The organism is Negadavirga shengliensis (genome assembly GCF_042652345.1).
Classification (GTDB): domain Bacteria; phylum Bacteroidota; class Bacteroidia; order Cytophagales; family Cyclobacteriaceae; genus Negadavirga; species Negadavirga shengliensis.
This window is the reverse complement of the sequence record NZ_JBHSJJ010000014.1, coordinates 106,252-132,528: the sequence shown is the minus strand read 5'-3', so window position 1 is coordinate 132,528 and position 26,277 is coordinate 106,252. Positions and strand designations below refer to the sequence as shown.

General features: G+C 46.8%; 17 protein-coding genes. 12 read left to right on the top strand and 5 right to left on the bottom strand.

What is annotated here, in order from left to right; genetic code table 11:
* The first annotated feature begins 19 nt into the window (after positions 1–19).
* From ACFPFU_RS20025 to ACFPFU_RS20015, 3 genes are all read left to right on the top strand, one after another.
* Positions 20–3,406, top strand: coding sequence for a HEAT repeat domain-containing protein (locus ACFPFU_RS20025; RefSeq protein WP_377067434.1), 3,387 nt, complete (start codon positions 20–22; stop codon positions 3,404–3,406).
* Positions 3,407–3,505: 99 nt separating this feature from the next.
* Positions 3,506–6,907 carry a HEAT repeat domain-containing protein gene (locus ACFPFU_RS20020; RefSeq protein ID WP_377067432.1) on the top strand — a complete coding sequence of 1,134 codons (3,402 nt, stop codon included), beginning with the start codon at positions 3,506–3,508 and terminating at the stop codon, positions 6,905–6,907.
* 388 nt (positions 6,908–7,295) lie between these two features.
* Positions 7,296–7,745 carry an Hsp20/alpha crystallin family protein gene (locus ACFPFU_RS20015; RefSeq protein ID WP_377067430.1) on the top strand — a complete coding sequence of 150 codons (450 nt, stop codon included), beginning with the start codon at positions 7,296–7,298 and terminating at the stop codon, positions 7,743–7,745.
* 27 nt (positions 7,746–7,772) lie between these two features.
* Here ACFPFU_RS20015 and ACFPFU_RS20010 read toward each other — a convergent pair whose 3' ends face one another.
* The 5 genes from ACFPFU_RS20010 to moaD all read right to left on the bottom strand — a co-directional run bounded on the left by ACFPFU_RS20010 (position 7,773) and on the right by moaD (position 12,010).
* Positions 7,773–8,957, bottom strand: a complete 1,185-nt coding sequence (locus tag ACFPFU_RS20010) for an XdhC family protein (RefSeq protein ID WP_377067428.1) — start codon at positions 8,955–8,957, stop codon at positions 7,773–7,775.
* Positions 8,958–9,048: 91 nt separating this feature from the next.
* Positions 9,049–10,248 carry a molybdopterin molybdotransferase MoeA gene (locus ACFPFU_RS20005; protein ID WP_377067426.1) on the bottom strand — a complete coding sequence of 400 codons (1,200 nt, stop codon included), beginning with the start codon at positions 10,246–10,248 and terminating at the stop codon, positions 9,049–9,051.
* Between the two features lie 83 nt (positions 10,249–10,331).
* A complete protein-coding gene (gene moaA, locus ACFPFU_RS20000; RefSeq protein WP_377067424.1) occupies positions 10,332–11,321 on the bottom strand; it encodes a GTP 3',8-cyclase MoaA in 990 nt (329 codons plus the stop codon).
* A gap of 34 nt (positions 11,322–11,355) precedes the next feature.
* Positions 11,356–11,769 carry a molybdenum cofactor biosynthesis protein MoaE gene (locus ACFPFU_RS19995; protein ID WP_377067422.1) on the bottom strand — a complete coding sequence of 138 codons (414 nt, stop codon included), beginning with the start codon at positions 11,767–11,769 and terminating at the stop codon, positions 11,356–11,358.
* A gap of 1 nt (position 11,770) precedes the next feature.
* Positions 11,771–12,010 carry a molybdopterin converting factor subunit 1 gene (gene moaD / locus ACFPFU_RS19990; protein WP_377067420.1) on the bottom strand — a complete coding sequence of 80 codons (240 nt, stop codon included), beginning with the start codon at positions 12,008–12,010 and terminating at the stop codon, positions 11,771–11,773.
* 235 nt (positions 12,011–12,245) lie between these two features.
* On the opposite strand from moaD, the gene ACFPFU_RS19985 reads away from it, so the two are divergent.
* The 9 genes from ACFPFU_RS19985 (at position 12,246) to ACFPFU_RS19945 (ending at position 26,231) form a co-directional block, all read left to right on the top strand.
* Positions 12,246–13,313: a FecR family protein gene (locus tag ACFPFU_RS19985; RefSeq protein WP_377067418.1), complete on the top strand. Its 1,068-nt coding sequence runs from the start codon at positions 12,246–12,248 to the stop codon at positions 13,311–13,313.
* Between the two features lie 124 nt (positions 13,314–13,437).
* Positions 13,438–16,911 (top strand): SusC/RagA family TonB-linked outer membrane protein, encoded by a 3,474-nt coding sequence (locus ACFPFU_RS19980; protein ID WP_377067416.1) that lies wholly within the window; start codon positions 13,438–13,440, stop codon positions 16,909–16,911.
* Between the two features lie 20 nt (positions 16,912–16,931).
* Positions 16,932–18,455, top strand: coding sequence for a SusD/RagB family nutrient-binding outer membrane lipoprotein (locus ACFPFU_RS19975; RefSeq protein WP_377067414.1), 1,524 nt, complete (start codon positions 16,932–16,934; stop codon positions 18,453–18,455).
* A 61-nt stretch (positions 18,456–18,516) separates the two neighbouring features.
* Complete coding sequence (locus ACFPFU_RS19970; RefSeq protein ID WP_377067412.1) at positions 18,517–19,302, top strand: HpcH/HpaI aldolase family protein; 786 nt, start codon at positions 18,517–18,519, stop codon at positions 19,300–19,302.
* 4 nt (positions 19,303–19,306) lie between these two features.
* Positions 19,307–20,737, top strand: a complete 1,431-nt coding sequence (locus ACFPFU_RS19965) for a GntP family permease (protein ID WP_377067410.1) — start codon at positions 19,307–19,309, stop codon at positions 20,735–20,737.
* A gap of 43 nt (positions 20,738–20,780) precedes the next feature.
* On the top strand, positions 20,781–21,944 hold the full coding sequence (locus tag ACFPFU_RS19960; RefSeq protein WP_377067408.1) for a mannonate dehydratase: 1,164 nt from the start codon (positions 20,781–20,783) through the stop codon (positions 21,942–21,944).
* A gap of 175 nt (positions 21,945–22,119) precedes the next feature.
* Positions 22,120–22,995: a 2-hydroxy-3-oxopropionate reductase gene (locus tag ACFPFU_RS19955; protein WP_377067406.1), complete on the top strand. Its 876-nt coding sequence runs from the start codon at positions 22,120–22,122 to the stop codon at positions 22,993–22,995.
* A gap of 21 nt (positions 22,996–23,016) precedes the next feature.
* Positions 23,017–24,336, top strand: coding sequence for an enolase C-terminal domain-like protein (locus tag ACFPFU_RS19950; protein ID WP_377067404.1), 1,320 nt, complete (start codon positions 23,017–23,019; stop codon positions 24,334–24,336).
* Positions 24,337–24,611: 275 nt separating this feature from the next.
* On the top strand, positions 24,612–26,231 hold the full coding sequence (locus tag ACFPFU_RS19945; RefSeq protein ID WP_377067402.1) for a CTP synthase: 1,620 nt from the start codon (positions 24,612–24,614) through the stop codon (positions 26,229–26,231).
* The last annotated feature ends 46 nt before the right edge of the window (positions 26,232–26,277 follow it).

Here is a 26,277-nt window from a genome sequence, read left to right as displayed (position 1 = left end):
AGAAAAGACTGGCTTGATCATGTCCCGCTTAGTCGTTTTTATTTGCATCAATGTGGTATTCATTGCCTGCAATCCTTCTCCCCAGGATTTGCGGATTAAGGAAATAGAACCAGCCAGGATAAAGGAAATGGCCAGGGAAATAGAGAACCTCGTGAACCCGGAACTGGATGAGAGACTCAGTATACATTTGTGGGCGCCGGATTCATTGGTGTATGATCCTATTTCCATAAATTTCGATGACCAGGGACGGCTTTATTACAGCAGGACGAACAGACAGAAGAACTCTGAGTTTGATATCCGGGGCCATCAGGACTGGGAAATCGGCTCTATCCGTTTACAATCCATTGAGGACAAGCGTGCATTTTTAAAAGAGGTACTTTCGCCTGAAAACAGCGATAAAAACAAATGGTTAGCAGACCTCAACGGTGATGGCTCCCATGACTGGAGGGACATGACCCTGGAAAAAGAACACATATACCGGCTGGAAGACAGTGATGGTGATGGACTGGCTGATCGGTCCCAATTGGTATTGGAAGACTTTCATGAGGAAGTGACGGATGTAGCCGGCGCGGTGATGAAGTACGGCGATGATCTTTTTGTGGGGGCAGGACCGGATATGTGGAGAATCCGGGAAAATAAAAAAACCGGATTGGCGGATGATATGACATCTATTTCCCATGGTTATGGCGTCCACATAGGATTTGGAGGCCATGGGATGTCTGGATTGATTATGGGACCTGATGGAAGGGTTTATTGGGGCATTGGGGATATAGGATTCCACGGAGGAGGCACGGACGGCGGTAACCATAAATATCCCAACCGTGGGGTTATTGCCAGGGCTAACCCGGACGGGACTGATTTTGAAATTTTTGCCATGGGCGTGAGAAATACCCATGAATTCGTATTTGACGAATTCGGAAATCTGATCAGTGTGGATAATGACGGAGATCATAGGGGAGAAAGGGAAAGGCTCGTCTATTTGGTGGATGGATCGGATACCGGTTGGAGAATCAACTGGCAGTTTGGCAAATACAGGGATCCCAAAAACAATGCCTACAAAGTATGGATGGATGAAAACATGCATACGCCCAGATCAGATGATCAGGCAGCCTATTTTATACCCCCCATCACCAATTACGTGAACGGACCTACAGGTATGGTATATAACCCGGGAACCGCATTGGGTCCTTCCTGGAAAAACACCTTTTTTGTGGCGGAGTTCGTGGGTAACCCGGCACGCTCCGGTATACATGCGTTTAAGCTGAAGCCTAAGGGAGCCGGGTTTGAATTGGCAGAAACCAAAAAAATCATGGGCGGTGTCCTCGCCACAGGCATAGACTTTGGACCGGATGGCGCGTTGTATTTCGCTGATTGGATCGAGGGCTGGGGAACCAAGGATTATGGCAGGATATGGAAGCTGGAGGACCGCGAAAACGTCGATTCCCAAATCAGGAAAGATACCGAGGCCTTGATCAAAGCGGATTTTGGAAAGCTGGAGACAGACAGGTTGGAAAATTTACTGGGCCACGAAGACCAAAGGGTAAGGCAGAAAACCCAATTTGAGTTGGCCGGAAGGGGCAAGGCCTCAGTGGATATTTTCCGGCGCCAGCTGGAGCAGAAAAGCAATCAAATGGCAAGGGTCCATGCTATCTGGGGAATCAGTCAGCTAGCACGGCAAGATATTTCCCATGCAGAAATTTTGCTCCCTTACCTCAAAGACCAGGATGAAGAGATACGTGCTCAGGCTGCCAGGTGGCTTGGAGATGTGAGACATAAAGGTGCGGGGGATCAGCTTATCCCTTTACTAAAAGATGAATACAGCAGGGTTCGTTTTTTTGCCGCCGAAGCTTTGGGCAGAATCGCTCATTCGCCGGCCATAAAACCCCTTGTCACCATGCTGGAGGAAAACAACGAGGAGGATGTTTACTTAAGACATGCAGGGAGTCTGGCATTGGCAAGAATAGGAGACAGTGTCGCGGTAACGGCATTAAAAGACCATCCGTCACGATCTGTCAGGATAGCCGCTGTGGTGGCATTGAGAAGAATGGAACACGAGGGCATAGCCGATTTCTTACAGGATCCTGACGAATACATTGTGGCCGAAGCGGCCAGAGGTATCAACGATGATTTTTCCATTGAGCCTGCCTTACCGGCTTTGGGCAATGTCCTCAATGAAAGCAGGTTCAGTTCAGAGCCCTTATTGAGAAGGGCCATCAATGCCAACCTGAGGGTAGGGACGGATGAGGCTCTTGGTAACCTTTTGAATTTTGCGGCGAGAGAAGGTGCCCCCACGGCCATGCGGGTGGAAGCCATGGATGCCTTGGCCACCTGGGGAAGCCCATCTGTCTTAGACCGGGTTGATGGCAGGTATAGGGGTGAAATCAGCAGAGATCTGCGTGACGTCAGAAGGTTATCGGCAGATGTACTTCTTAAGCTCATTTCCCACAATGATGCAGCCATTAGGCTTGCCGCAGTCAGTGCCATAGGGAAAATTGATATTGAAAATGCGCATGACGCCCTGTTTGCCATGCTTAAGCAGGACAGGGAACCAGAAGTCAGGGAGATGGCCCTTCGTTCACTGGCAAAAATGGATTGGAAAAGGATGGACGATGCCATAGAACAGGCTACCGGGGATAGGGAAAAAAATGTGCGGGTGGCCGCTTTGGATCTTATGTCCGAACTGGAAATGGAAGGCGATCTGATGGCGGAATTGCTTGCTGATGTGATCGGGAAAAGGACAACCGAAGAAAAACAGGCGGCCTTGCTGACCTTGGGAACAGTTGATCCTGAATATTCAGCGCCTGTTTTCGAACAACTCCTTGACAGGCTGGAATCCGGGAACCTCTCGGCGGAAATTGAATTGGAGCTAGCAGAAGCCTTGGAAGCTTCGGGATCCGATTCCCTTATGGAACGTTACCAGCATATCCGCTCTTCCTCAAGTCCGGACGAATTATTGGCTTCTTACAGCGGCAGCCTATATGGAGGGGATGTCAGAAAAGGGAGAAGCATATTCTTTCAGCATCAGACCGGGCAGTGCATCCGTTGTCACGCCTATAATGATATCGGAGGAAATGCAGGCCCCAGACTGAACGGTATTGCCAATGAATTGAGCAGGGAAGAACTTCTCGAAGCATTGATCGACCCGGGAAAAAGGCTGGCGCCGGGATTTGGGACAGTGACTTTGAAATTGGACAATGATAGAACCGTATCCGGGGTCATGACAGCTGAAAACAACACGAGCATCAGCTTGAAAATGGGGAGCCAGCCCGATACCGTGGTAAAAAAGGAACACGTTGCCCAGAGAGACAATGCGCCGTCTTCCATGCCGGACATGAAAAATTTACTGACACGGCGGGAGATCAGGGACTTGGTGAGTTTTCTGGCTACCCTTACAGACACGGAATGAGCGATTATAATTGGCAATAACATGTATGCATGAGGTATTGGACAAATACCACCAGAAGAATAAAGAATTGTATTCAGCGTGATGAACAAACCACAGTTAATGATAACCCATCTACAGAGATTTTTAATAGGCGGTATGGTCCTATTCCTGTTTTTTTCCTGTAAGAAAAGTCCGGAGGATTTAAGAATAAAAACCGTTTCTCCCGAACGGGCGGAGCAACTTGCCGGCCTTGTGGAGGAGATGGTAAAGCCGGAGTTGCATGAGGATCTGGAAATGAAAATCTGGGCGGTGGACTCTCTTGTGGCAGATCCTATCTCCATTCAGGTAGATGACTTAGGGAGGGTGTTTTATTCACGTACTAATCGCAGAAAAATTTCTGAATTTGATATAAGAAGCCATCAGGATTGGGAAATCGCTTCTATAAGTATGCAAACCACTGAGGACAGACGGGCATTTCTGCATCAGGAACTGTCTCCGGAAAACAGCCATAAAAATGAATGGCTTCCGGACATCAACCAGGACGGCTCTCATGACTGGCGGGATCTTACGGTGGAGAAGGAAAATGTCTATCGACTGGAAGACACGGATGGCGACGGTCTGGCTGATAGGGCCCAGTTGACCGTCGAGGATTTCCATGAAGAGATAACCGATGTGGCAGGGGCCGTCATGTATCATGATGACGCTCTGTTTGTAGGTGTGGCTCCGGATCTATGGAGGATGGAAGATACCAATGGAGATGGTTTGATGGATGCAAAAACCTCCCTGGCCCATGGTTTTGGGGTACATATTGGCTTCGGGGGCCACAACATGTCCGGGCTGAAAGTTGGGCCTGAAGGGAAGATTTATTGGGGTATTGGGGATATCGGTTTCAACGGTGAGGACGGGGATGGAAACAAACATGAATATCCCAATTGCGGGGTCATTGCCCGGGCCAATCCGGATGGGAGTGACTTTGAGATTTTTGCGTATGGGGTGCGGAACACCCATGAATTTGCTTTTGATGATTTCGGAAATTTGATCAGTGTGGATAATGATGGAGACCACAGGGGAGAAAGGGAACGGATCGTTTATCTGGTGGAGGGTTCTGATACGGGATGGCGGATCAACTGGCAGTTTGGCAAATACAGGGATCCTAAAAACAACCCCTATAAAGTATGGATGGAGGAAAATATGCATACACCCCGGTCAGATGACCAGGCCGCTTACTTCATTCCTGCCATAGCCAATTATATTAACGGCCCGACCGGCATGGTCTACAATCCGGGAACCGCATTGGGTTCGAAATGGAAAAATACTTTTTTTGTGGCCGAGTTTGCCGGAAACCCCGCCCGTTCGGGAATCCATGCCTTTAAATTAAATCCCAAAGGAGCAGGTTTCGAGCTTGCGGAAACACAGCAGATTATGGGTGGCACTCTGGCCACGGGAATGGATTTTGCACCCGATGGGTCTTTATACTTTGCGGACTGGATCGACGGATGGGTAAACAAGGGTTATGGAAGGATATGGAAGCTGGACGATCAAAAATCCGACAATCGGGAAATCAGAAAATCCACGGCAGAAAACCTGGCCAAAGATTTTGGTGGGCTGGAAATCTCCGAGCTTGAATATTTTTTGAGCCATGAGGACAAACGATTGCGCCAAAAAGCCCAGTTTGAGTTGGCCAAAAGAGGAGACAAGTCACTGGAAGCTTTTGAGCGGCAGCTAGACCAAACGGATAACCGTCTTGCCAGGATACACGCCATTTGGGGCATCAGTCAGCTAGCCAGAAAACAGGAGAAGCATGCGGCGGTGCTGGTTCCTTATCTTAATGATCAAGATGGGGAAATCAGGGCTCAGGCAGCCCGATGGCTGGGAGACATAAGGTATGAAGGTGCCGCTGATGGTCTGATCACCTTGTTGAAGGACCCTGAACCCCGGGTTCGCTTTTTTGCGGCGGAAGCTTTGGGAAGAATCGGTCACAAAAAGGCTCTCTCGTCTATCGTGACCATGCTGGAGGAAAATGATGATCAGGACGTTTATCTGAGGCATGCCGGAAGTTTGGCTTTGAGCAGGATGGGGGATGCGTCTTCCGTCGTGGCTTTAAAGGACCACCCTTCCAGGGCCGTAAGGCTCGCAGCGGTGGTGGCATTGAGGAGGATGAAAGATCCTGGGATAGCTTCTTTTTTGGAAGACAAGGATGAGTATATTGTGGCAGAAGCTGCCAGGGCAATCAATGACGATACTTCCATTCCTGATGCTTTGGAAGCATTGGGAGCCGTTTTGAAAGACAACCGCTTCCGGTCAGAGCCTTTACTGAGGAGGGCTATCAATGCCAATTTTAGAACGGGGACCCAAGAAGCGCTCAATAATCTGCTTGAATTCGCAGCTAGACAGGATGCTCCAAAGAATATGCGTATGGAGACCCTGGACGCCCTGGGTACCTGGGCAGATCCTTCTGTACTGGACAGGGTGGACGGCTGGTATCGCGGGGAAATGAAAAGAGATGCCGGCTTGGTCAGGAAAGTGGCTTCCGGTACCTTGATGAACCTGATCAACCATCAGGATAAAGATTTACGGATTGCAGCGGTGAATGCCATTGGCTTATTGGGTATTGAAGGCGGAACCGACCGGTTGTTGTCCAAATTAAAGACCGACCCCAACGCCGAGGTCAGGGAAGCCTCTTTGAGATCCATGGCCGTCATGAATGGGGTTGCTATGGATAAGGCCATAGAAACAGCGCTTTCCGACAGCGATAAAAATGTGCGGGTAGCCGGATTGGACCTGATGGAAAAACTGGATATTCCTGATGCGACAAAAGCTGAATTACTTGCTGATGTTATCGAAAAGCGGACAATTGAAGAACAGCAGGCGGCTTTATTGACACTGGCAAAGGTGGAAAAGCCAAGTTCCGAACCGATCTTCAGCCAAATATTGGATAAACTGGAAGCGGGGGATGTATCGCCCGCTATAGAATTGGAGCTTCATGAGGCACTTGAGATGATGGATGCAGACAAGTTGCTTTCGAGATATGACAAAATCAAGGCAAGCCTCTCCGAAGACGAGTTGCTGGCCTCTTATAGCGGGAGCATGTATGGCGGCGACGTTTCAAAAGGCAGAAGGATATTTTTTCAGCATCCCACCGGACAATGTATAAAATGTCACGCTTATGATGATTTTGGGGGAAATGCCGGCCCCCGTCTTAACGGGATTGCCGGTGAGTTAAGCAGGCAGGAACTCCTTGAGGCATTAATTGATCCCAGTAAAAGACTTGCTCCGGGGTTTGGGGTTGTAACCCTGCGGTTAAAGGATGATAAGAAGGTAGCTGGGATTAAAGCCGAGGAAAATAACAATACCATCAAAATAAAGATAGGGAACCAACCTGACACCGTGGTGCTCAAGGAACATATCGTAGAGAGAAGGGATGCCCCCTCTAGCATGCCCGATATGAAGGAATACCTGACAAGGAGGGAAATCCGGGATCTGGTGAGTTTTTTGGCTACGTTAAAAGAAAAAGACAGTTAAGTTTAACGAGAGTCCGGAGCAAGAACGTCAAAGAAAGCCGTCTATCATCATCAGTAGGAGTTTATCCCGGCCAACAGGGAAAGCAATCTTTTTCTATACGGACCCTTCATGGGATCGCTTCGGCGCAGACAGTGATACGGTAAACCTGACGACCGGGTACTGCTCCTCGCGATGGTGTATTTCATCACTGTGAACCCTTTTAGGGGATTGGTGGGCTGGAAAGGAGTGCGGCGGTCTCGATGTTTACCTGTTGCCGCTAAATGAAGTTTTAAAGCCCATAAAAATAAGAAGTGGGGTAAATGACAAAAATCCAGGATCGTGATGATTCCCGTCATTCCATCTTGATAGGGCGTTAAGGATATTTGTATACAAATAGATCCTCAATGCCATGACATTAATCAAATCAAATTTCCCTTGGACCAGCGACTTGTTCCCCTCATTTAATTCTGTGTGGGATGATTTCTTTAATAAGGATTCTTTTAGTCGCAGACTAGAATTAGGTACTTCTGTTCCGGCAGTGAATATTTCAGAAGAAAACGGTCAGTTTTTGATAGATGTAGCTGTTCCCGGTATGAAAAAAGAAGATTTAAAAATCAATCTAAACGACAATATCCTGACGATTTCCTGTGAAAAGAAGGAGGAAAAAGAAGAAAAGGATAAAAAAATAACCAGACGGGAATTCAGTTATTCCTCATTTATGCGAAGTTTTCAACTGCCTGAAAATATCAAAGCAGAAAAAATTTCCGCAGAATACAAGGAAGGGGTTTTGAAATTAAAAGTCCCAAAACAGGAGGAATCCAAAAAGGATACCACGCCTAAGCAGATTTCCATTCAGTAATTTTTATAGATCACATACCCTCCAAGGTCAATTCCCTTGGAGGGACTTTTTAAACTCGTTGGATTCATCTGTTATCCTTTTTCTCTCTTCATCATGTATCGGACCCGGTTTTTCTTTTAAAAAGGTCCCTTTTTCTCCGGACAGCACGGCTTTGATTTCGGCAACTATGGACAAGGCAATTTCTTCCGGGGCTTCGGCCCCAATGTTTAACCCCACAGGTCCAAATATGTTTTCCCTGTTCGCTTCAGAAAGATGGATGTTTTCCTTTTCCAGGTTTTCAATCATTTTTTCCAACTTCTTCTTCGGTCCCAATACGCCCAAATAAGGAATCTGAAGGGGTAACAGCCCTTTCAGAATGGTAAGGTCATAATTGAAATTGTGGGTCATCAGCACTACGGCTGTTCTGCTGTCTTGGCGGAGTAATGGAACCAGCTCTTCGGCTTTCCCTACCAGAATATCTTCAGCATGAGGAAACCGGTGTCTTGTGGCATGGTCGGCCCTGCCATCTACAATAATGGTATCCCAACCCATCACCTGTGTCAGCTTGGCCAAAGGAATGACATCATTTCCTGCACCGGCTATGATCAAAGTGACCGGAGCTTGCACCGATTCAATAAATGCGTAAATGGTCTGGGGTTGTTGATAGGAAGTGATCAGGGATTTTTTTGATGCCAACACCTCGTGTATGTCCTTCTCTATACTTGTTAACCACGGGCCGTAGTGCCTTTCGGTCCCGGTGAATTCACCTTTAACATTTCGATAAAGCAAACAGGTGCCTTTTTGCTCGCTCCGTTTATTGTCTATGTCAAATAAAGTCACCAAAACTTTATCTTCACGGTCTTCCAGACATTTTTTTAACAAAGTAACCGGATGGTTTTCCTGTTCAGGGTCGATGGGCTCAATAAGGACGTGAATGATGCCGTTGCAGCCCAGGCCCACACCGAATTTGGCATCATCATCATCGGTGGTATCATAAGTGACCAACATGGATTTTTTTTGGAATATCACCAGCTGTGCTTTCCGCAGGGCATCCCCCTCAAGGCACCCACCGCTTATAGCGCCCGTAAGAGCGCCATTTTCTGTAACCAACATCCGCGCGCCCGGACGTCTGTAAGAAGATCCATCCACCCGCACCACCGTGGCCAAAGCAACTTGCTCCCCGGCCTGGACCGCTGTATCGAATGCTTTTATGATTTCTTTAATCTCTTTCATTTTGAATAGGATTTGAATTAATCAATCATAGGATAACCCTTATTTCTCATATCCCTGCATGAATTTGGGAAAACATGCCCCCTGAAATGCATTACAGCAGCCATTTATTCGTCAGGTAGGTTAAAGGAAACTTGTCACCTTTAGGGAACCGTTCCTGATCCGCGGGTAGTGATAGGATGCCATCTGCTTCTGCCAGGTGGATCAGGTCTCCGGATCCCGAGTTCCTGACAGGTGTGGCAGTCAAGGTGGCACCGGCTGTATCCACTTTTACAAGAAGGTGGTAGGTGACAGGGCGCTGGAATACCACATCCTCAGATAATACGGCCGTCGTTTTTCCGCCTTCTAAACCAAGATGGGTCATGAGCCATGGTTTAAAATAGAGATGAAAGCACGTCATGGTAGAGGCAGGGTTTCCGGGAAAGCCAAAAACCAGGCGATCGTCCATTTGCCCAAACAAAAACGGTTTACCCGGTTTTTGTCTTATGCCATGTATTTTTTTGTTGACACCCAGCTTTTCCAATACTTCGGGAAGATAATCATATTTTCCCTTGGAAACGGCTCCTGAAAAAAGGAGAATGTCATTTTCATCCAGCAACTTTTTAAGTTCCCGCTCCAATATGTCCAGATCATCTGCCAAGTGAATGGTATTGGCTTCAATGCCGAATTCCTTCAGGGCAGTTTGGAGCATGTAAACATTGGACTTTCTGATCTGGTGGGGTAGCGGTTTTTCGTCAATATCCACCAACTCATCTCCCGTCGAGCAGATGATGATTTTTGGAGCTTTGATCACAGATACATTTTCTACGCCCACAGTAGCCATGACCCCTACGGCTCCGGGATTGATGTGCAGCCCTGATCGGAAAAGCACCTCTCCCTGTCTTGCATCCGTACCTTGCATATGCACGTTCTGGTGGGCTGTGAAAGTACCATCGGTAACATAAGCGGTACCGTTTTCGATTCTCAACTGCTCATAGGGGATAACACAGTCTGTATTCTCAGGCAAAACAGCACCTGTCATCACCTCCATACAATGGTTTTCGTCCTTTAACGTCAGCTGAGGATGACCGGCGGCTTGTATATTTTCAATCGGAAACCCTTTTTTTTCCTGAAGCCTTGATGCGCGGATGGCGATGCCATCCATCGTGACCCGATGGAATGGTGGAGCATCCCTGTCCGCAAAAATATCCTGGGCCAAAACCTTGTGGAGTGATTCACCTAACGGAACGGTTTCTGTATGTTGAGGCATTTTATGAGCTAAAATAATTTGTTTGGCCTCTTCTACGCTTGTCATGATGTCTTTATGAGATTATTCTTGAAAACGGGGTCGATTGATAGATTAAATTACGGGGGGTCTGCTTTATGGGTATACGGCACTTAGCCACCCAAATAAGACATGGATTTTTTTGGGGCCTTGGCACTCAGTGCCTCAGCTTCAAACCCATCTTTTTCTTTCCTGGCCACAGCGCGGAGAATTTCGTCCATCAATTCGGTTTCGGTGGCGCCTTGCCTAAGAACATCCCTTAGGTTAGTGGATGGAGGTCCATAAAGACAGGTTCTCATTTCCCCTGTGGCCGACAACCTTATTCTGTTACAACTGCCGCAGAATGTCCGGCTAAAAGAAGGTATGATGCCAAACGAACCGCTGTAACCTGGGATTTTATAATTGGTAGAGGTACTGTTTTTCTCATCCCTAAGTTTTTGAATGGTGGGGAAATGCTTTGCTATGTAATCATAGAGGGCCAAATGATTCCACTTAGGTGTCTCGAATTTACCGGTACCATTAAAAGGCATTTCTTCCAGAAATCTGACAGCAAGCGGATATTTTTCGGTGAGCGCTACGAAAGGTATAATGTCCGCCACATTCTTATCGTCAGCCACTACACAATTCAATTTGACGGTAAAACCTTTATCCAGGAGGTTGAGAATACAGGTAAAAACCTCGTCAAATTTATCCCTTCTGGTCATTTCAAAAAAACGCTGCCGGTCAAGGGAATCCAGGCTGACATTGATTTTTGTGATGCCCATTTTTTTCAGGTCATCTATTTGTTCCGCCGTGATGGTGCCATTACTGGTTACGGTGATCTGTTGGAGGGTGTCAATTTTACTGAGCTGATCCAAAAAATGCATGATGCCTTTACGGACAAAGGGTTCTCCACCGGTAATTCTTATTTTATCTACCCCCATCCCGCAGAATATGCGGGTGAGGTATTCCAATTCTTCATAGGAGAGCAGGTCCTTGCGTTGGACAAAGTCAATTCCTTCTTCCGGCATGCAATAATAACACCTGAAGTTACACCTGTCAGTGACAGAGAGCCTTAGGTAATTCAGTTCACGTCCGTATTTGTCTACCAATTTTTTTTGCATAAAGCTGCCTCTTCAAAATTTCTGTTCCAATATCTTATGGATGGGCATTTACCCATACAGTTTTGTCTCCGAAGTATTCTTTCTTCCAAATAGGCACCGATGTTTTTAACTCATCAATAAGGAACCGGCAGGATTCGAAGGCATCTCTCCGATGTGCAGTGGCCGTGCCGATGACCACCACAGGTTCTCCGATTTTTTTTGGCCCCAGAGCATGTATCATCACCAGTTTCATGATGGGCCATTTTTCGAGGGCTTTGGTCGCGAGTTTATCCATTTCTTTCAGAGCCATGGGCTCGTAACCCTCAAAATCAAGCTGCATCACTTCTTTTCCGTGGGCATGGTTTCTTACGGTGCCCACAAAAATATCCATTCCTCCCGCTTCAGGATGTTCCAGAAGCCCGAAAACTTCATTCAGATCGATATGTTTTACCAGTTTGATCGTCTTCATGTTATCCTCCGCTTACGGGTGGTATCAATGCTATTTCCTGGTTATCCGAAATGGGTGTTTCATCTTCCGCATATACCTGATCCACTGCGATGGCCACGGCACTGAGGCTGCCCATGACAGGGTATTTTTTCAAAAGCCACTTTTTTAACTCAAGTACAGTAGTGAGGCCATGTCCCTCCGGGAGCGTAAGCTGATTGTTGCCGATGATTTCTTTAGATATACCAAATAGTATGATTTTCATTCAGGTTCTGTTAAACTGTTTATTGGAATAAATTTAAGCATATACTTTTAGAAAGCGGATACAATAAACGCCATTATTTGATTTCTGCCAAAAATAGCGCACTGTTAAAACAAGAACAAAAGAGAATTTAAAGCTGTTCCTTGCGGCGTCTTTAATATTTTTTTGAAAAAAGTTGTCAAAACCCGGTATCATTTTGAGAATTGTCCCCTTATAAATTTAAAAAGCATCTTATCTCGTGGGCAAACAGCAAGAAAATATCTTTTTTGAATTGATTTCCAACAGGGATTTTGTGGATTGGCATGACAAGCCCAATGAGGAGCGTACTGTTTTTTGGCAAAAGTGGATCCATAATCACCCGCAGCACAGAAAGGAGTTTTTGAAAGCCCAGGAGTTTTTAACAAGGCTGAAATTCAGGGAAAGGCATATGACACAGGATGAGTCGGAAACCCTGCTTTCGAACATTTTGTCAGAGGAAAACAAGCAAAAGGAAAAGAAAGGGGAAAGGGGAGGACTGAGCTTCTGGGGATTCAAACCCTGGGCCAGAGTAGCCGCGATATTGGTGATCAGTCTGTTTTCGGGATATGTATGGGATGCGCTGGTCCCCGGCCCGATACCTGGCGACATTGGTGAGCCGGAAGCCATAGAGTGGATAACCAGCCACAACGGGAAAGGAAGAAAATCAAAAATCATACTGCCGGACGGAACAGTGGCGCATCTGAATTATGAAACAGTGTTGGCGTTTCCCAAAGCATTCAAAGGGTCAAGACGGGAGGTGAAACTGACGGGAGAGGCTTTTTTCGAAGTGATGTCAGATAAATCTTTTCCCTTTGTGGTGATGACGGAAGGGGTGACTTTGGAGGTGTTGGGCACCTCATTTAATGTCAGATCCAGAAAATTCGATATGGAAACCGATGTGTCATTGGTCAGCGGCAAGCTCAAGGTGCATTTTCCTTCACCCATGGGGAACCACAAAAATATTCATTACCTGACACCCGGCAAAGAAATACTGGTCAACAGGAACTCATGGGAGTATGAATTCAAGCCTTTTGATGTAGAAAAAGTGGCAGGTTGGAAAGAAGGCGTAATCCTGCTTGAGGACGCAGGCATGAAAGAACTCATCGACCTTTTGGAGAGGTGGTACGGGGTGGACATACAGGTCTTTGGTACACCTAAGTCGCCATGGAAAATCAACGGGAGATATCAAAATGAAAAACTGGAAGATATTCTTATAGGATTACAGTTTGTCTATGGCATCGATTATCAAATCAACGGCAAAAATGTGCTGATCAAAATAAAGGACTAAGATTTTGACAAAAAAACACTTACGGATATTCCAATAGAAATATATGCTTTTGGATGTCAACGGAAACTGAGAATAATCAATTAACAAATGGCCCAATACTATGAGAAAAAAACTACGATCTTACATGAGACAGGCGGCAATCTTGATGTTTGGATTGATCCTCCAAACGATTCTGCCTATGGTTTGTGCGGCCCAAAACGACCAGGTGCTGGCAATAGCCAGGGTAAATGACCAGGACGGATCCATGAAGACCAAAATGGATGCCGTAGTTACCTTGAAAGTGGAACAGGTACATGCCAGGGAGCTTTTCAGGACACTTGAAAATAAGACTGGGTTTAAATTTGTATATGATAAATCCATTCTCTCCTATCCCCATACTTTTTCGCTGAATGAAAGTGGTGTTTCCGTATATGATCTCCTGTACAGGATTTCCTCCATATCCGGTTATCGTTTTAAACAGGTTAATGGCAATATCCATGTGAAATTATCTGATAAGCCATCGGAATCGCTTTACTTGACTATCGCGGAAATAACGGTAAACGGTAAGGTTGTAGATGCCAACGGTGTGCCGCTTCCCGGGGTATCCGTCTTGGTAGAAGGCGGTACCCAAGGCACCGTTACGGATTTGGACGGCAACTATAGCATTTCTGTAGATGATGGTGCTGTCCTTGTTTTTTCCTTTATCGGCTTTCAAAGCCAGCGGATCATCGTTGGAGACAGAAGTGTGATCGATGTTGTCATGCAGGAGGATATCTCCGGATTGGATGAAGTGGTGGTTACTGCCTTGGGTATCAAAAGAGAAGCGAAAAGCTTGGGTTATTCCACGGCGACGGTGGCCTCGGATGAAATGACCATCAACAGGACACCCAATTTTATGAACGCCCTTCAGGGAAAAATGGCTGGCGTCAACATCACCCCTCTTGGAGCCGGACCTTCCGGTACCAGCAAGATAAGAATAAGAGGGCAGTCATCTTTTGGAGGGAATAACTCCCCTTTGATAGTGGTGGACGGAATTCCCATAGATAACACCAACTTTGGAGCCAGAGGGGATTATGCTGACAGAGGGAGCAACAGGACTTCCGATAGCGGAGACGGCCTCAACAGCATCAATCCTGACAACATCGAGTCCATGACGGTGCTTAAAGGCGGTGCAGCGTCTGCACTGTATGGATCCAGGGCGAAGGACGGCGTAATCATGATTACCACCAAAACGAAAGGCGAAGGAAGGGGAATTGGCTTGGAGGTCAACAGCAATTTCACCACAGACACCCCTTTGGACTACAGGGATTACCAATATGAGTACGGACAGGGAGAAAATGGTAACAGGCCTACCTCTCCGTTTCCAACCTCAGGTGTTTGGAGTTTTGGCGAAAAATTTGAACCCGGCATGACGCACACGCTTTTTGACGGTTTGGAAGTGCCTTATGAGCCCCAGCGTAACCACGTGAAGGATTATTACAGACAAGGATACACCTGGACCAATTCCATCACCCTGTCCTCAGCAGGAGAAAACGGAGGGTTTAACCTGATGATTTCCAATATGGATAACCAGGTGATTGTGCCCAAATCGGATTTTAACAGGAAAACGGTCAATTTGGGGTTTACCCAGACGTTTGCGGATAAGCTGACCGTGTCAGGTAACATCAACTATTCCAAAGAACACCGTAGAAACCCTCCCAACATAGCTGAACAGGATTACAGCCCTGTAGTCATTTACACGTTGGCCACTTCCATGCCCTTGGATGTATTGAGAGACAATGCGGAGGATGAAAACGGCAATGAAACGGTATGGTCCAGATTCACAAACCGGACCAATCCCTACTTTGCTTTGAAGCGTTTTGATCTGATAGACAGAGACAGGGTTTTTGGCAACATCACCGCAAGATATAATTTCACGGACTGGTTGTTTCTCCAAGGCAGGGTGGGACAGGACTATTTTGCCAGGGAACAGGAATACAATCTTCCCCACGGTACCCAGCGCCAAGTGCCGGCACCTCCCGGATTTGTCAATGGCCAATATGTGCAGGATGCCAGTATGGTCAGGGAGCTTAATGCAGATTTCCTTTTGGGAGCCAACAGAACGTTCGGCAACTTTGGAATAGACCTGAACCTGGGAGGCAATCAGATGTACAGGAGGTTTAGCCGCCACAATGTCTTTGTCCAGGATTTCTTTTCGAGAGAGCTATATACGATCGGCAACAGCCGTTTAAGGGATCCGATATACCAATTCCATGAACGTCAGGTCAATTCTCTTTACATGGCTTCCGAAATATCCTTCAAAGAATTCATTTACATCAACGGCACTTTAAGGAATGATTGGTTTTCCACATTGTCTCCCGCAAACCGCAGCATTTTATATCCTTCCATTACCGGTAGTTTTATCTTTTCACAGGCTTTTGGGGCCACTTTGCCGGAATGGATATCATTTGGAAAGATAAGGGCAGCTTACTCCCAAGTGGGCAGTGACACAGATGTGCAACCTTATTCCAATAACCTGTTTTACAGCATCAACGCACAACAGTTTCCCAACTCCAACGGGATGCCACAGCCATTGGGAGGGATCAGCGGCTCTGTGGTTCCCAATGAAAACCTAAGGCCCATGACCGTTACTGAACGGGAGTTTGGATTGGAAATGCAGCTTTTTGACAACCGTGTTGGATTTGAAGTGACCTATTACCACAAGCTTTCTACAGACCAGATTCTTCAGGCCCAACTGTCCGATGCCACAGGATTTTTGAACCAATTGATCAACGTCGGACAAAGTAAGAATGAAGGGGTGGAAATGATGCTAAACTTACAGCCCGTTTCCACTCCGGATTTCAGGTGGTTTGCCAATCTGAATGCTGCTTACAATATCACCGAAGTGCTGGATTTGGGGGATGATGTGAGTGATAACAGCATCACGGTGGGTACCGCGGATTTCCATGGGGAACTCAGGCACGTGGTAGGCCAACCCATGGCCCAGCTTTATGGATTTGGCTACCTGCGGGATGATCAGGGAAGAATTATACACGATCCGGGCAACGGCAGACCCCTGCGTACTCCCGAGCAGATTTCGTTTGGCAGTGCCATTCCCCTTTGGGTGGGGGGAGTTACCAATGGATTTGATTATAAAGGTATAAACCTTTCTTTTTTGATAGACTTTAAGCTGGGGCATAAGATGATCTCCGGCACCCACACCAATGCCTGGCGACATGGCCTGGACAAGGGAACCTTACCGGGGAGAGATGTTGGCTTTGTGGTGGGAGAGGGCGTCAATCCCAACGGGGAAATCAACACCACTCCAGCTGAGGTCCAATTGTATTATGAATCGGTCCGCTCTTTGCAGCTTTCCGAGGAATCGGTTTTCAATGCAGGCCTATGGCAATTGAGGCAAATTTCACTCGGTTACGACTTTACCAAAATGCTGCCTGGAAATTTTCCGGTCAGGGGATTGAGACTAAATGCAGTCGCCAACAATGTGGCGGTGATCAAGAAATGGGTGCCTCATATCCATCCGGACCAATTTGGGTTCCCTTCTGATAATATGATGGGGCTGGAGGCAACCGGTTTGCCGATCACAAGAAGCATTGGCTTCAACCTTAATTTAAAGTTTTAACCCTTTAATTCCATTGTGTCATGAAAAATTTAAAAATATATATAGTAGCGGCGGGCCTGGTTTTTTGGGCATCATGCGACAGCGGTTTTGATGAAATGAATATCAATCCCAATGCGCTGACGGCTATAGAACCCGTTTACCAGCTGAATACGGCCATTGTAGCCAGCGCGCCTGTTTACGGTAACCTGAGTTATGAAACCACCATTGTGAAACAGATGATCACTCCTTTCAGTGGGGTAGGAGCAGCTGCTAACTTTAATCAGGATAACCGAAGTGTAGCCGCGGGCAATTGGCAGAGGGGGTACAGAAATATGATAAAGGACCTGGAGGATGCTTATCATGCTACTTTGGACAAGCCTGAGTATCACAATCTCCACCAGTTGATCCGCATATGGAAAGCATATACATTTATGTTTTTGACCGATACTTATGGAGATGTTCCTTATTTTGAAGCGGGGAAGGTTTTTCGGGAAGGGATTACCAACCCGGTATATGACCCTCAGGAGCAGGTTTATGATGCTATTTTAAAAGAATTGGAGGAAGCATCTGCGGCCATTAACCCGGGAGGGCCTGGAGTTCCCAGTGAGGTTTTGTATTCCGGGGATTTGAACAGATGGAAGCGGCTGGGTAATTCGCTCTTGCTGAGGGCTGCCATGCGGTTATCCAAGGTCAACCCGACCAAGGCGGCGGAGTTTGTGGCTAAATCGGTGGCCGGAGGACTGATGATGTCCAATGATGACAACGCCGTTATCAGGCATACCGCCGATTTCACCAATAATATTGGAGCCCAGTTGAATGGAGGACAATCGGCCTTTTTTTACTTAGCAGAGGATTTCGTGTCCTTTCTTCAGGAGAATGATGACCCCAGGTTGGCTTCCATAGCGGTGCGCTATGTAGGAGCCAGCAGTGGCGCCTCCCAAAATGAAAGTGTGGCTAACCGGGATCCGGCTATCCAAATAGGGATGCCTCTTGGATATGATAACACAACGGTCAGTCAGGCGGTAGAAGCCAGCAACCTGGTAAGCTTATGGGATTACAGTCAACTGGATAGGACGAGAATGGCCAATCCCCAGGCTCCCAGTTTTTTGGTGACTTATGGGCAGACCCAGCTTTTGTTGGCTGAAGCGGTTTACCGGGGCTGGACGCAGGGTGATGCGGGAGTACTTTATTCAAATGGAATAAGAGCCCATATGGAGCAACTGGCAAATTACGGAGCTTCCGTGGCCATTTCTGAAGGGGCCATCCAAGCCTATTTGCAGGCAAACCCGCTGGAACCAGGAAGGGAACTCGAACAGATCAATACCCAATATTGGGTGGCAACCTTCCTTTTAGGGCCAGAGACCTGGGCCAATTTCAGAAGAAGCGGCTATCCTATATTGTCTCCCAATAACTATCCGGGGAGTGATCTTCAAACAGAGGATTTTATCAGGAGACTGACTTATACAGATGCCGAAATCAACGTCAATGCAACCAATGTACAGCAAGCGGTCAGCAGGCAGGGACCGAATATCATGGATACCAGGGTTTGGTGGGATGTGCCATAGGTATTTTGGTGGATAATCCTTATTTTTTACTGAAATCTAATTGAACAATAAACCAAACCAAATGAAGGGTATCAAAAAAAGATTACAAGAAGGAGAAACTTTGTCCGGATGCTGGCTTAACCTTGGCAGTTCTTTAACTGCGGAGATCGTCGGCATGTCCGGTTTTGACTGGGTATTGATAGACCTGGAACACGGAGCAGGGGAGCAGCAGATACTGCTCCACCAGCTTCAGGCACTCGAACACACGGGGGCTGCCGCTATTGTGCGGGTGGAAAGTTTTCAGAAAGAAAGGATTCACCGGGTGTTGGACCTGGGAGCAGAAGGTGTTATGTGCCCCCGTATCAAAACCGCCAAAGAAGCGGAAGAAGCTTCAAAAGGGGTACATTATCCGCCTCAAGGGATTAGGGGAGTAGCCAAGATGGTGAGGGCTACGGGTTTTGGGCTGAACTTTGATGCCTACTCCACGGGTATCAGGGAAAATATACTTGGTGTGATCCAGATAGAGACCCGGGAAGCATTGGATGAATTGGACGAAATAGCGGCTACAGATGGCGTGGACGTGTTGTTTATCGGGCCCGCGGATCTGAGTATGGCATTGGGTATCTACGGACAATTAGATCATCCCTTATTTCAGGAAGCGCTGGGGAAAATTCTTGATGCAGCAAGAAGAGCTGGAAAAGCAACTGGCATTCTCATCTTTAACCCCGAAGATTTTCGGGTTTATCAGGATATGGGGATACAGTTGATAGCCTGCGGGTCTGATGCCACTTTCGTGGCCCAGGGAGCCAGGGATTTGGCGAAGAACCTGAATTGCATGAAGAAAACCTCTTTACCCAAATCAAGATAGGTTGATGATTCAGGACCCCTTCTTTATTTTATTAGTGGGAATGGTCATCGTGGTAGGCGGTATCATTGGGCTCAAATTGAATCCATTTTTAGCATTGCTGCTGGCTGCATTGGTGGTGGCCTGGATGACCCCGGATGCTTCCATTGTCGCTTATGCGCTTCAAAAAGGCCAATCTGCTGCCCAAGCCTCAACTTTGGCTGAAAGATCTATTGGGGAGCGTGTGGCTACCGCTTTTGGGACTACTGCCGGACAGATTGGAATTTTGATAGCCATGGCCGCCATTATTGGGAAATGTATGTTGGTAAGTGGGGCGGCAGAACGGATAGTAAGATCAATTTTGGGAATTACAGGTGAAAGTAAGGCTCCCTTCGCTTTTTTGAGCAGCAGTTTTTTTCTCGGGATTCCGGTATTTTTTGATACAGTATTTTACCTGATGATTCCCTTGGCAAAAGCCATGGCAATGCGGCTGAAAAAAAGCTATTTGCTCCTCGTACTTTGTGTGACTGCAGGAGCGGCCATGGCCAACTCCCTAGTCCCGCCAACACCTGGTCCGCTGTTTCTGATTGCTGAAATGGACATTCCCATAGGCATGATGATGATAGGAGGTTTTTTGGTGGGTTTGATAACGATTTTGGCGGGGTATGTTTTTGCCGTGTGGGCCAATAAAAAATGGGAGATCCCTTTGCGTGACTCCCTTGATGCCCCCTTAAAAGAGATACAATCTTTGGCTGAGAAAGGTAAAGACCAACTGCCCGGTCTGTTCCTCTCTCTTTCTCCCATTTTGATTCCTCTGGTTTTTATCAGTGCGAGGGCCGCTATAGATACTTTTGTTGGTGCTGTGCCAAGTGGGCGGAATCCTGTATGGGAGGGGATCTATTTTATAGGGGAGAAAAACATTGCCTTGATTCTTGGGGCGCTGGCCGCCCTCTTTACCCTGTTTTTGATGAAAAACAAAGAGAAGGAAGCGTTAAAAGGCGCTGTTCAAGCAGCCTTGACCAGCGGCGGGGTGATCATACTGATCACTGCAGCCGGAGGTGCATTTGGGGCTATGCTGCAGCAGACAGGAATCAGCATGCGGATAGCTGCTATGACAGAGGATTACCAAATCGCCCTTATTCCCTTGGCTTTTTTTATCACGGCGTTGGTACGGACGGCCCAGGGTTCGGCAACAGTAGCCATGATCACGGCTTCAGGAATTATGTCAGGAATGTCCCAGGCAACCCTGGATTATCACCATTTGTACCTCGGACTTTCTATTGCCTGCGGGTCCAAGCTGATCCCTTGGATGAATGACAGCGGCTTTTGGATTGTCTGCAAGATGAGCAATCTGACGGAAAAGGAAGCTTTGCGGACCTTTTCCCCATTGTTGACCATCATGGGAGTGGCCGGTCTTCTCGTGGTCATGATCGCTGCCAAACTATTGCCATTGAATTGATTGTATGATTTAGTTCACTATGAATATTAAAACCCAGGATACCATGAAAAAAAAATCAAATGATCTCCAGAGAAGGAAGTTTGTAAAGCTGTTTGCTGCGGGAACAGCCGGAGCAGTAGCATCAGGAAGCACTGCTTTGACAGGGTGTGCTTCAAGTGAAAACAACAGCGAAAAAGAACCTAAAAAAGCGGTTCCCAAAGTATTGATGAAGGTTGGATGTCAATCGGGTGGAACTTCTGAGGAGAACCTGGCATTCAAGGCCCGGCATGGTGTCTATCATCTGGACGGAGGGATGCCGGCTTTTATCGAAGGAAAAGGGTGGGACCTGGAGGATTCTCTAAAGAAAAGAGAGGCATGTGAGAAATACGGCATTAGCCTGGATGCCTATCACCTTCCATTGACCTCCGCCGGGATCGACAGGGTCTCCGTACCCAATATCATGTTAGGCAAAAGCCCTGAACGGGACAGAGAGATTGAGATGGTGCAACAAATGATAGAAGTGTCGGCTAAAACCGGAGTACATTTGTTGAATTATAATACCACGATTTTGCCGGTATTGAGAACGGCAAGAACAATTGATCCCAAGCGTGGTAATGCAACCTACAGTACATGGAACTATGAAGAAGCCCTGAAAACCGAACAGCCGCTTACGGTGGCGGGAAACGTGGGAATTGATGAGATTTTCGAAAGAATTACTTATCTTTTGGATAGAATACTCCCTGTGGCAGAGGAATACAAAGTGAAACTCGCCAACCACATTGCGGATCCTCCTGCCCCAGAGGGATTTAGGGGTGTTACCCGATGGAATAGCCCGGATGTGTTTGAGGGAATAAAGCGGTTTGCCCAGCTATATGACAGTCCCTATCACGGTTTTAATTTCTGTATTGGATCCATAGCTGAGGGCTTGAAAGATCCCAAAAATGATATTTTCCCTATTATCGATTGGGTAGGAAACCGAAAACAGATTTTCAACGTGCATTTAAGAAATATTAAAGGCGGCTGGAATAATTTTCAGGAAGTTTATCCGGATAACGGAGACATGAATTTCTTCCATGTGGTGAGGGCTTTGAGGGATGTGGAATATGATGGTATGGTGATGCCCGACCATGTGCCTTATCACGAAGCGGAAGGAGCTAACCTTCAGGCGTTTTCTTTTGCTTACGGTTATATCATTGCTTTGCTGCAGGCTGTATCTGATGACGCTTAAAAAAGAAGGCGGACACCTTCTGTTACAGTTCAGGCATGGGTTAAGGATGTACTCCTCCTGAGGATACTACCCCGCGTTGGCTCATTGAAAGCAGGCGCTGAACCATTATAGTTTTGACTTAAATTTAAATACGTAAATAACTGATAACCAATATTTTTAATAAAACCAATTAACCATGCAAAGAATAGGATTTATAGGATTAGGAATTATGGGAAAACCGATGGCCTTGAATTTAATGGAGGCGGGCTATGAAATCATTGTGCTGGACAAGAACAAGGCTGCGGGGGATTTGACCCATAAGGGTGCGGAAGCATTTTCCACCTGTAAAGAAGTTGCGGCAAACTCAGAAATAGTGATTACAATGTTGCCTGATTCTCCGGAGGTAAAGGAAGTAGTTCTTGGAAAGGATGGTGTTCTTGATGGCATCAAACCCGGTTCTGTTTTCGTAGACATGTCTACCATTTCCCCGTCCACGGCTAGGGAAATAGATGCGGCTCTGAAAGAGAAAGGGGTTGAGGCATTGGATGCACCGGTTTCCGGTGGTCAGGTAGGAGCGGAGGCGGGAACGCTTTCCATCATGGTGGGAGGAAGTCAGGGAGCTTTTGACAAAGTAAAGCCGCTTTTTGAAGTAATGGGGAAAAGTGCGGTCCTCATAGGGGATGCCGGGGCAGGCCAAATGACCAAAGCCTGTAACCAAATGATTGTGGGCATGACCATACAGGCGGTGGCGGAGTCATTCACCCTGGCAAAAAAAGCGGGTGTGAACCTTGAAAAGATGAGAGAAGCTTTGTTGGGAGGCTTTGCCCAAAGCCGCATATTGGACCTCCATGGCCAGCGTATCATTGACAGGAACTTTGATCCCGGTTTTAAAATCAAATTACACAGAAAAGACATGAATATCGCCCTGATGGCGGGTAAGGAGTTTTCTGTACCGCTTTACGGCTCTGCTTTGGTGGCGAGTCATATGGATGCTGTATTGGCATCTGATCAAGGCGAAAAAGACCATAGTGCCCTGGCGTTGTTAATGGAAAAATTGGCCAACCTTGAATAACTTTTTATAGACACCATACCTATGCAAATTGCAAATTTTAGTGCCAAAAAAGGTCCTGTCATAAAGGAAATACGCATTACCCCCATTGCCGTTGTGGATCCGCCGCTTTTGAATGCGGCGGGTTTGCATGCACCCTATGCGCTGCGCACCATTGTGGAATTGGTGACCGCGGATGGCGTAAGCGGAATCAGCGAGATTCCGGGAAATGAACAAATAGACCAGTCTTTGGGGAATGCCGCAGATATTATCGTGGGGAGTGATCCTTTTCACCTGTCCGATATACAGCGTCGTCTGGACCGTTTTTTTGGGAAAGAGTCCGCTATGGAAAGGGGAGACACGCCTTGGGACCAACGGAAATTGGTCCATGTATTCAGCGCGATAGAAGTCGCATGCCTGGATATCATTGGCAAAATAATCAACCGTCCTGTTGTGGATCTGTTAGGCGGTAAAATGCGCGATCGGGTACCGTTTGCAGCATATCTGTTTTTTAAGTATGAAGGTGCCGGGGGGGAGCAGGGTTTTGGCAAATCCCCGGGGGAAGCCGGATGGGCCGCGGCACGACAGGAGGAAGCGGTGGATCCTCAAGGTATCGTCAGACAGGCTCAGGCAATGTGTAAGGATTTTGGTTTCCAATCCATCAAGTTGAAGGGAGGCGCTTTTGAGCCCAGGTTGGAAGTAGATAGTATGCATGCGCTTTTTCGGGAATTCGGTCCCGAAATCCCTTTAAGGTTTGACCCCAATGCCATATGGAAACCCGAGACCGCGCTCCGGTACGGTAAAGAAATGGAGCCCATCCTTGAATATCTGGAAGACCCGGTAAGAGGTCAGGAAAATATGGCTTGGTTAAGAAAGCAGCTGGGTACTCCGCTGGCCACCAACATGTGTACGACATCATTTGACGACATACCTTCCAGTATACGGTTAGGGGCCGAGGATATCATATTGAGCGATCACCATTTTTGGGGAGGATTGCGGGCTTCCATAGAGCTTTCGCGCATCTGCCGGACATTTGGCAGAGATTTGTCCATGCATTCCAATAGCCACCTGGGTATATCTTTGGCTGCGATGGTGCATCTGGGTGCCGCTTTACCTGATATGCCATATGCACTGGATACCCATTATCCCTGGCAACCGGACGAAGTGATAAAGGGAGGAAAGTTAAAATTTGAAGAAGGAGCAGTGGCCGTGCCTGCCGGCCCGGGCTTAGGGGTGGAAATAGACAGGGATGTTTTGGATAGACTCCACCAAAATTACCTTCGCTGTGGATTCAGGAAAAGGGATGATGAAACCGAAATGAAAAAGATACATCCTGAATGGTCTTTTCAACCAGTAAGGTGGTAAGGATTTGTCCGTGAATGTCTGGAGTTTGTTATTTCGGCATTTTCTCCCATATGGTTTTTCGTACGGATAATCTTGATGTTTTGTGCCCATAGTGGTTTTTTTAAACATTTATGCCTTATGTTTTGGCATTCAATCATAGAATTGATAATTAAACCTTTAAAGGACCACTGTTAGAACTGACAAAATTTTACCGCTAATCACCGTCATCAAATCAATAATTTTGTCTAATTTTGAGCCCCATAAGAATCTAAACAAAATTTCATACAACCGTTCTTATGGCCTCGTCTACAAAACACATCTTTATCACGGGTGGAGTTACTTCATCACTTGGAAAAGGTATAATTGCTGCTTCTCTTGCCAAACTGTTACAATCCAGAGGCATATCGGTGACCATCCAAAAATTTGATCCCTACCTTAATATTGACCCGGGAACCCTTAACCCTTATGAACATGGGGAGTGTTACGTAACGGAGGATGGTGCGGAAACCGATCTTGATTTAGGTCATTATGAACGTTTCCTGAATACGACAACTTCCCAGGACAATAATGTGACGACGGGAAGGATTTACAACAATGTCATTACCAAGGAGAGAAAAGGGGAATATCTCGGCAAAACCGTGCAGGTAATTCCCCATATAACCGATGAGATCAAGAACAACTTCTACAAGTTGGGACAGAATGGAAAATATGATGTCATCATTACGGAAATAGGGGGTTGTGTGGGAGATATTGAATCATTGCCTTTTGTGGAGGCGGTGAGGCAGGCACGATGGGATCTGGGTCCCAATAACTTCTTGGTAATTCATCTTACGCTTATACCCTATTTGGCGGCGGCCAAAGAGCTGAAGACCAAGCCTACACAGCATTCTGTCAAACAGCTTTTGGAGGCAGGGGTACAACCGGATATTTTGGTTTGCCGGACGGAGATGCATCTCCCGCTCGATGTGAAGAAGAAGATCGCCTTATTCTGTAACGTGCAACTCAACTGTGTCATAGAAGCCATGGATGCGGAATCCATTTATGATGTCCCGTTGCTCATGAAAAAGGAGAAACTTGATGAGAGGGTGTTGAGCAGGTTAAAAATACCTTCCAAAACGAATACGGAGTTGGAACAGTGGAAGGAGTTTTTGGGGAAACTCAAAAACCCTACCCAGGAAGTGGAAATCGCGTTGGTCGGAAAATATGTATCTCTTCCTGATGCCTATAAGTCTATTATCGAGTCTTTCATCCATGCGGGGACATCGTTGGAATGCAGGGTAAATTTGCACCTGATCTCCTCGGAGGAGATCAACAAGGACAATGTAGACAAAAAACTTGGTGAAATGGATGGGATCCTGGTTGCGCCGGGTTTTGGTTTAAGGGGTGTGGATGGTAAACTTGAGGCAGCTAAATATGCCCGGGAGAATCTCATTCCCTATTTTGGGATTTGTCTGGGAATGCAGATTGCCGTTATTGAGTTTGCCAGAAATGTGTTGGGGTTGAAGGACGCCTGTTCCACTGAAATGGATCCGGATTGCAAGGAACCGGTAATCTTCCTAATGGAAGACCAGAAAACCATTACCCAGATGGGTGGTACCATGAGGCTGGGAGCTTATCCATGTGAACTGGTGAAGGGTACCAAGGCAGGCACAGCGTATGGCAAACCAAAAATAACGGAACGACACAGGCACCGGTATGAGTTTAATAATAAATACCTTAGTAAATTTGAAGAAAAAGGAATGTTGGCAGCAGGGAGGAATCCTGGTACAGGATTAGTGGAAATCATAGAACTTAAAGACCATCCCTGGTATTTGGGGACTCAGTTTCATCCGGAATACAAGAGTACGGTTCTCAATCCGCATCCCTTGTTTGTGCGCTTTATCAAAGCGGTTTCTGACAGAAAACAGGACAAATAAACCATCATTTCAGAGCTAAAATTAAGGGCCCGTGCCCAATGAATAA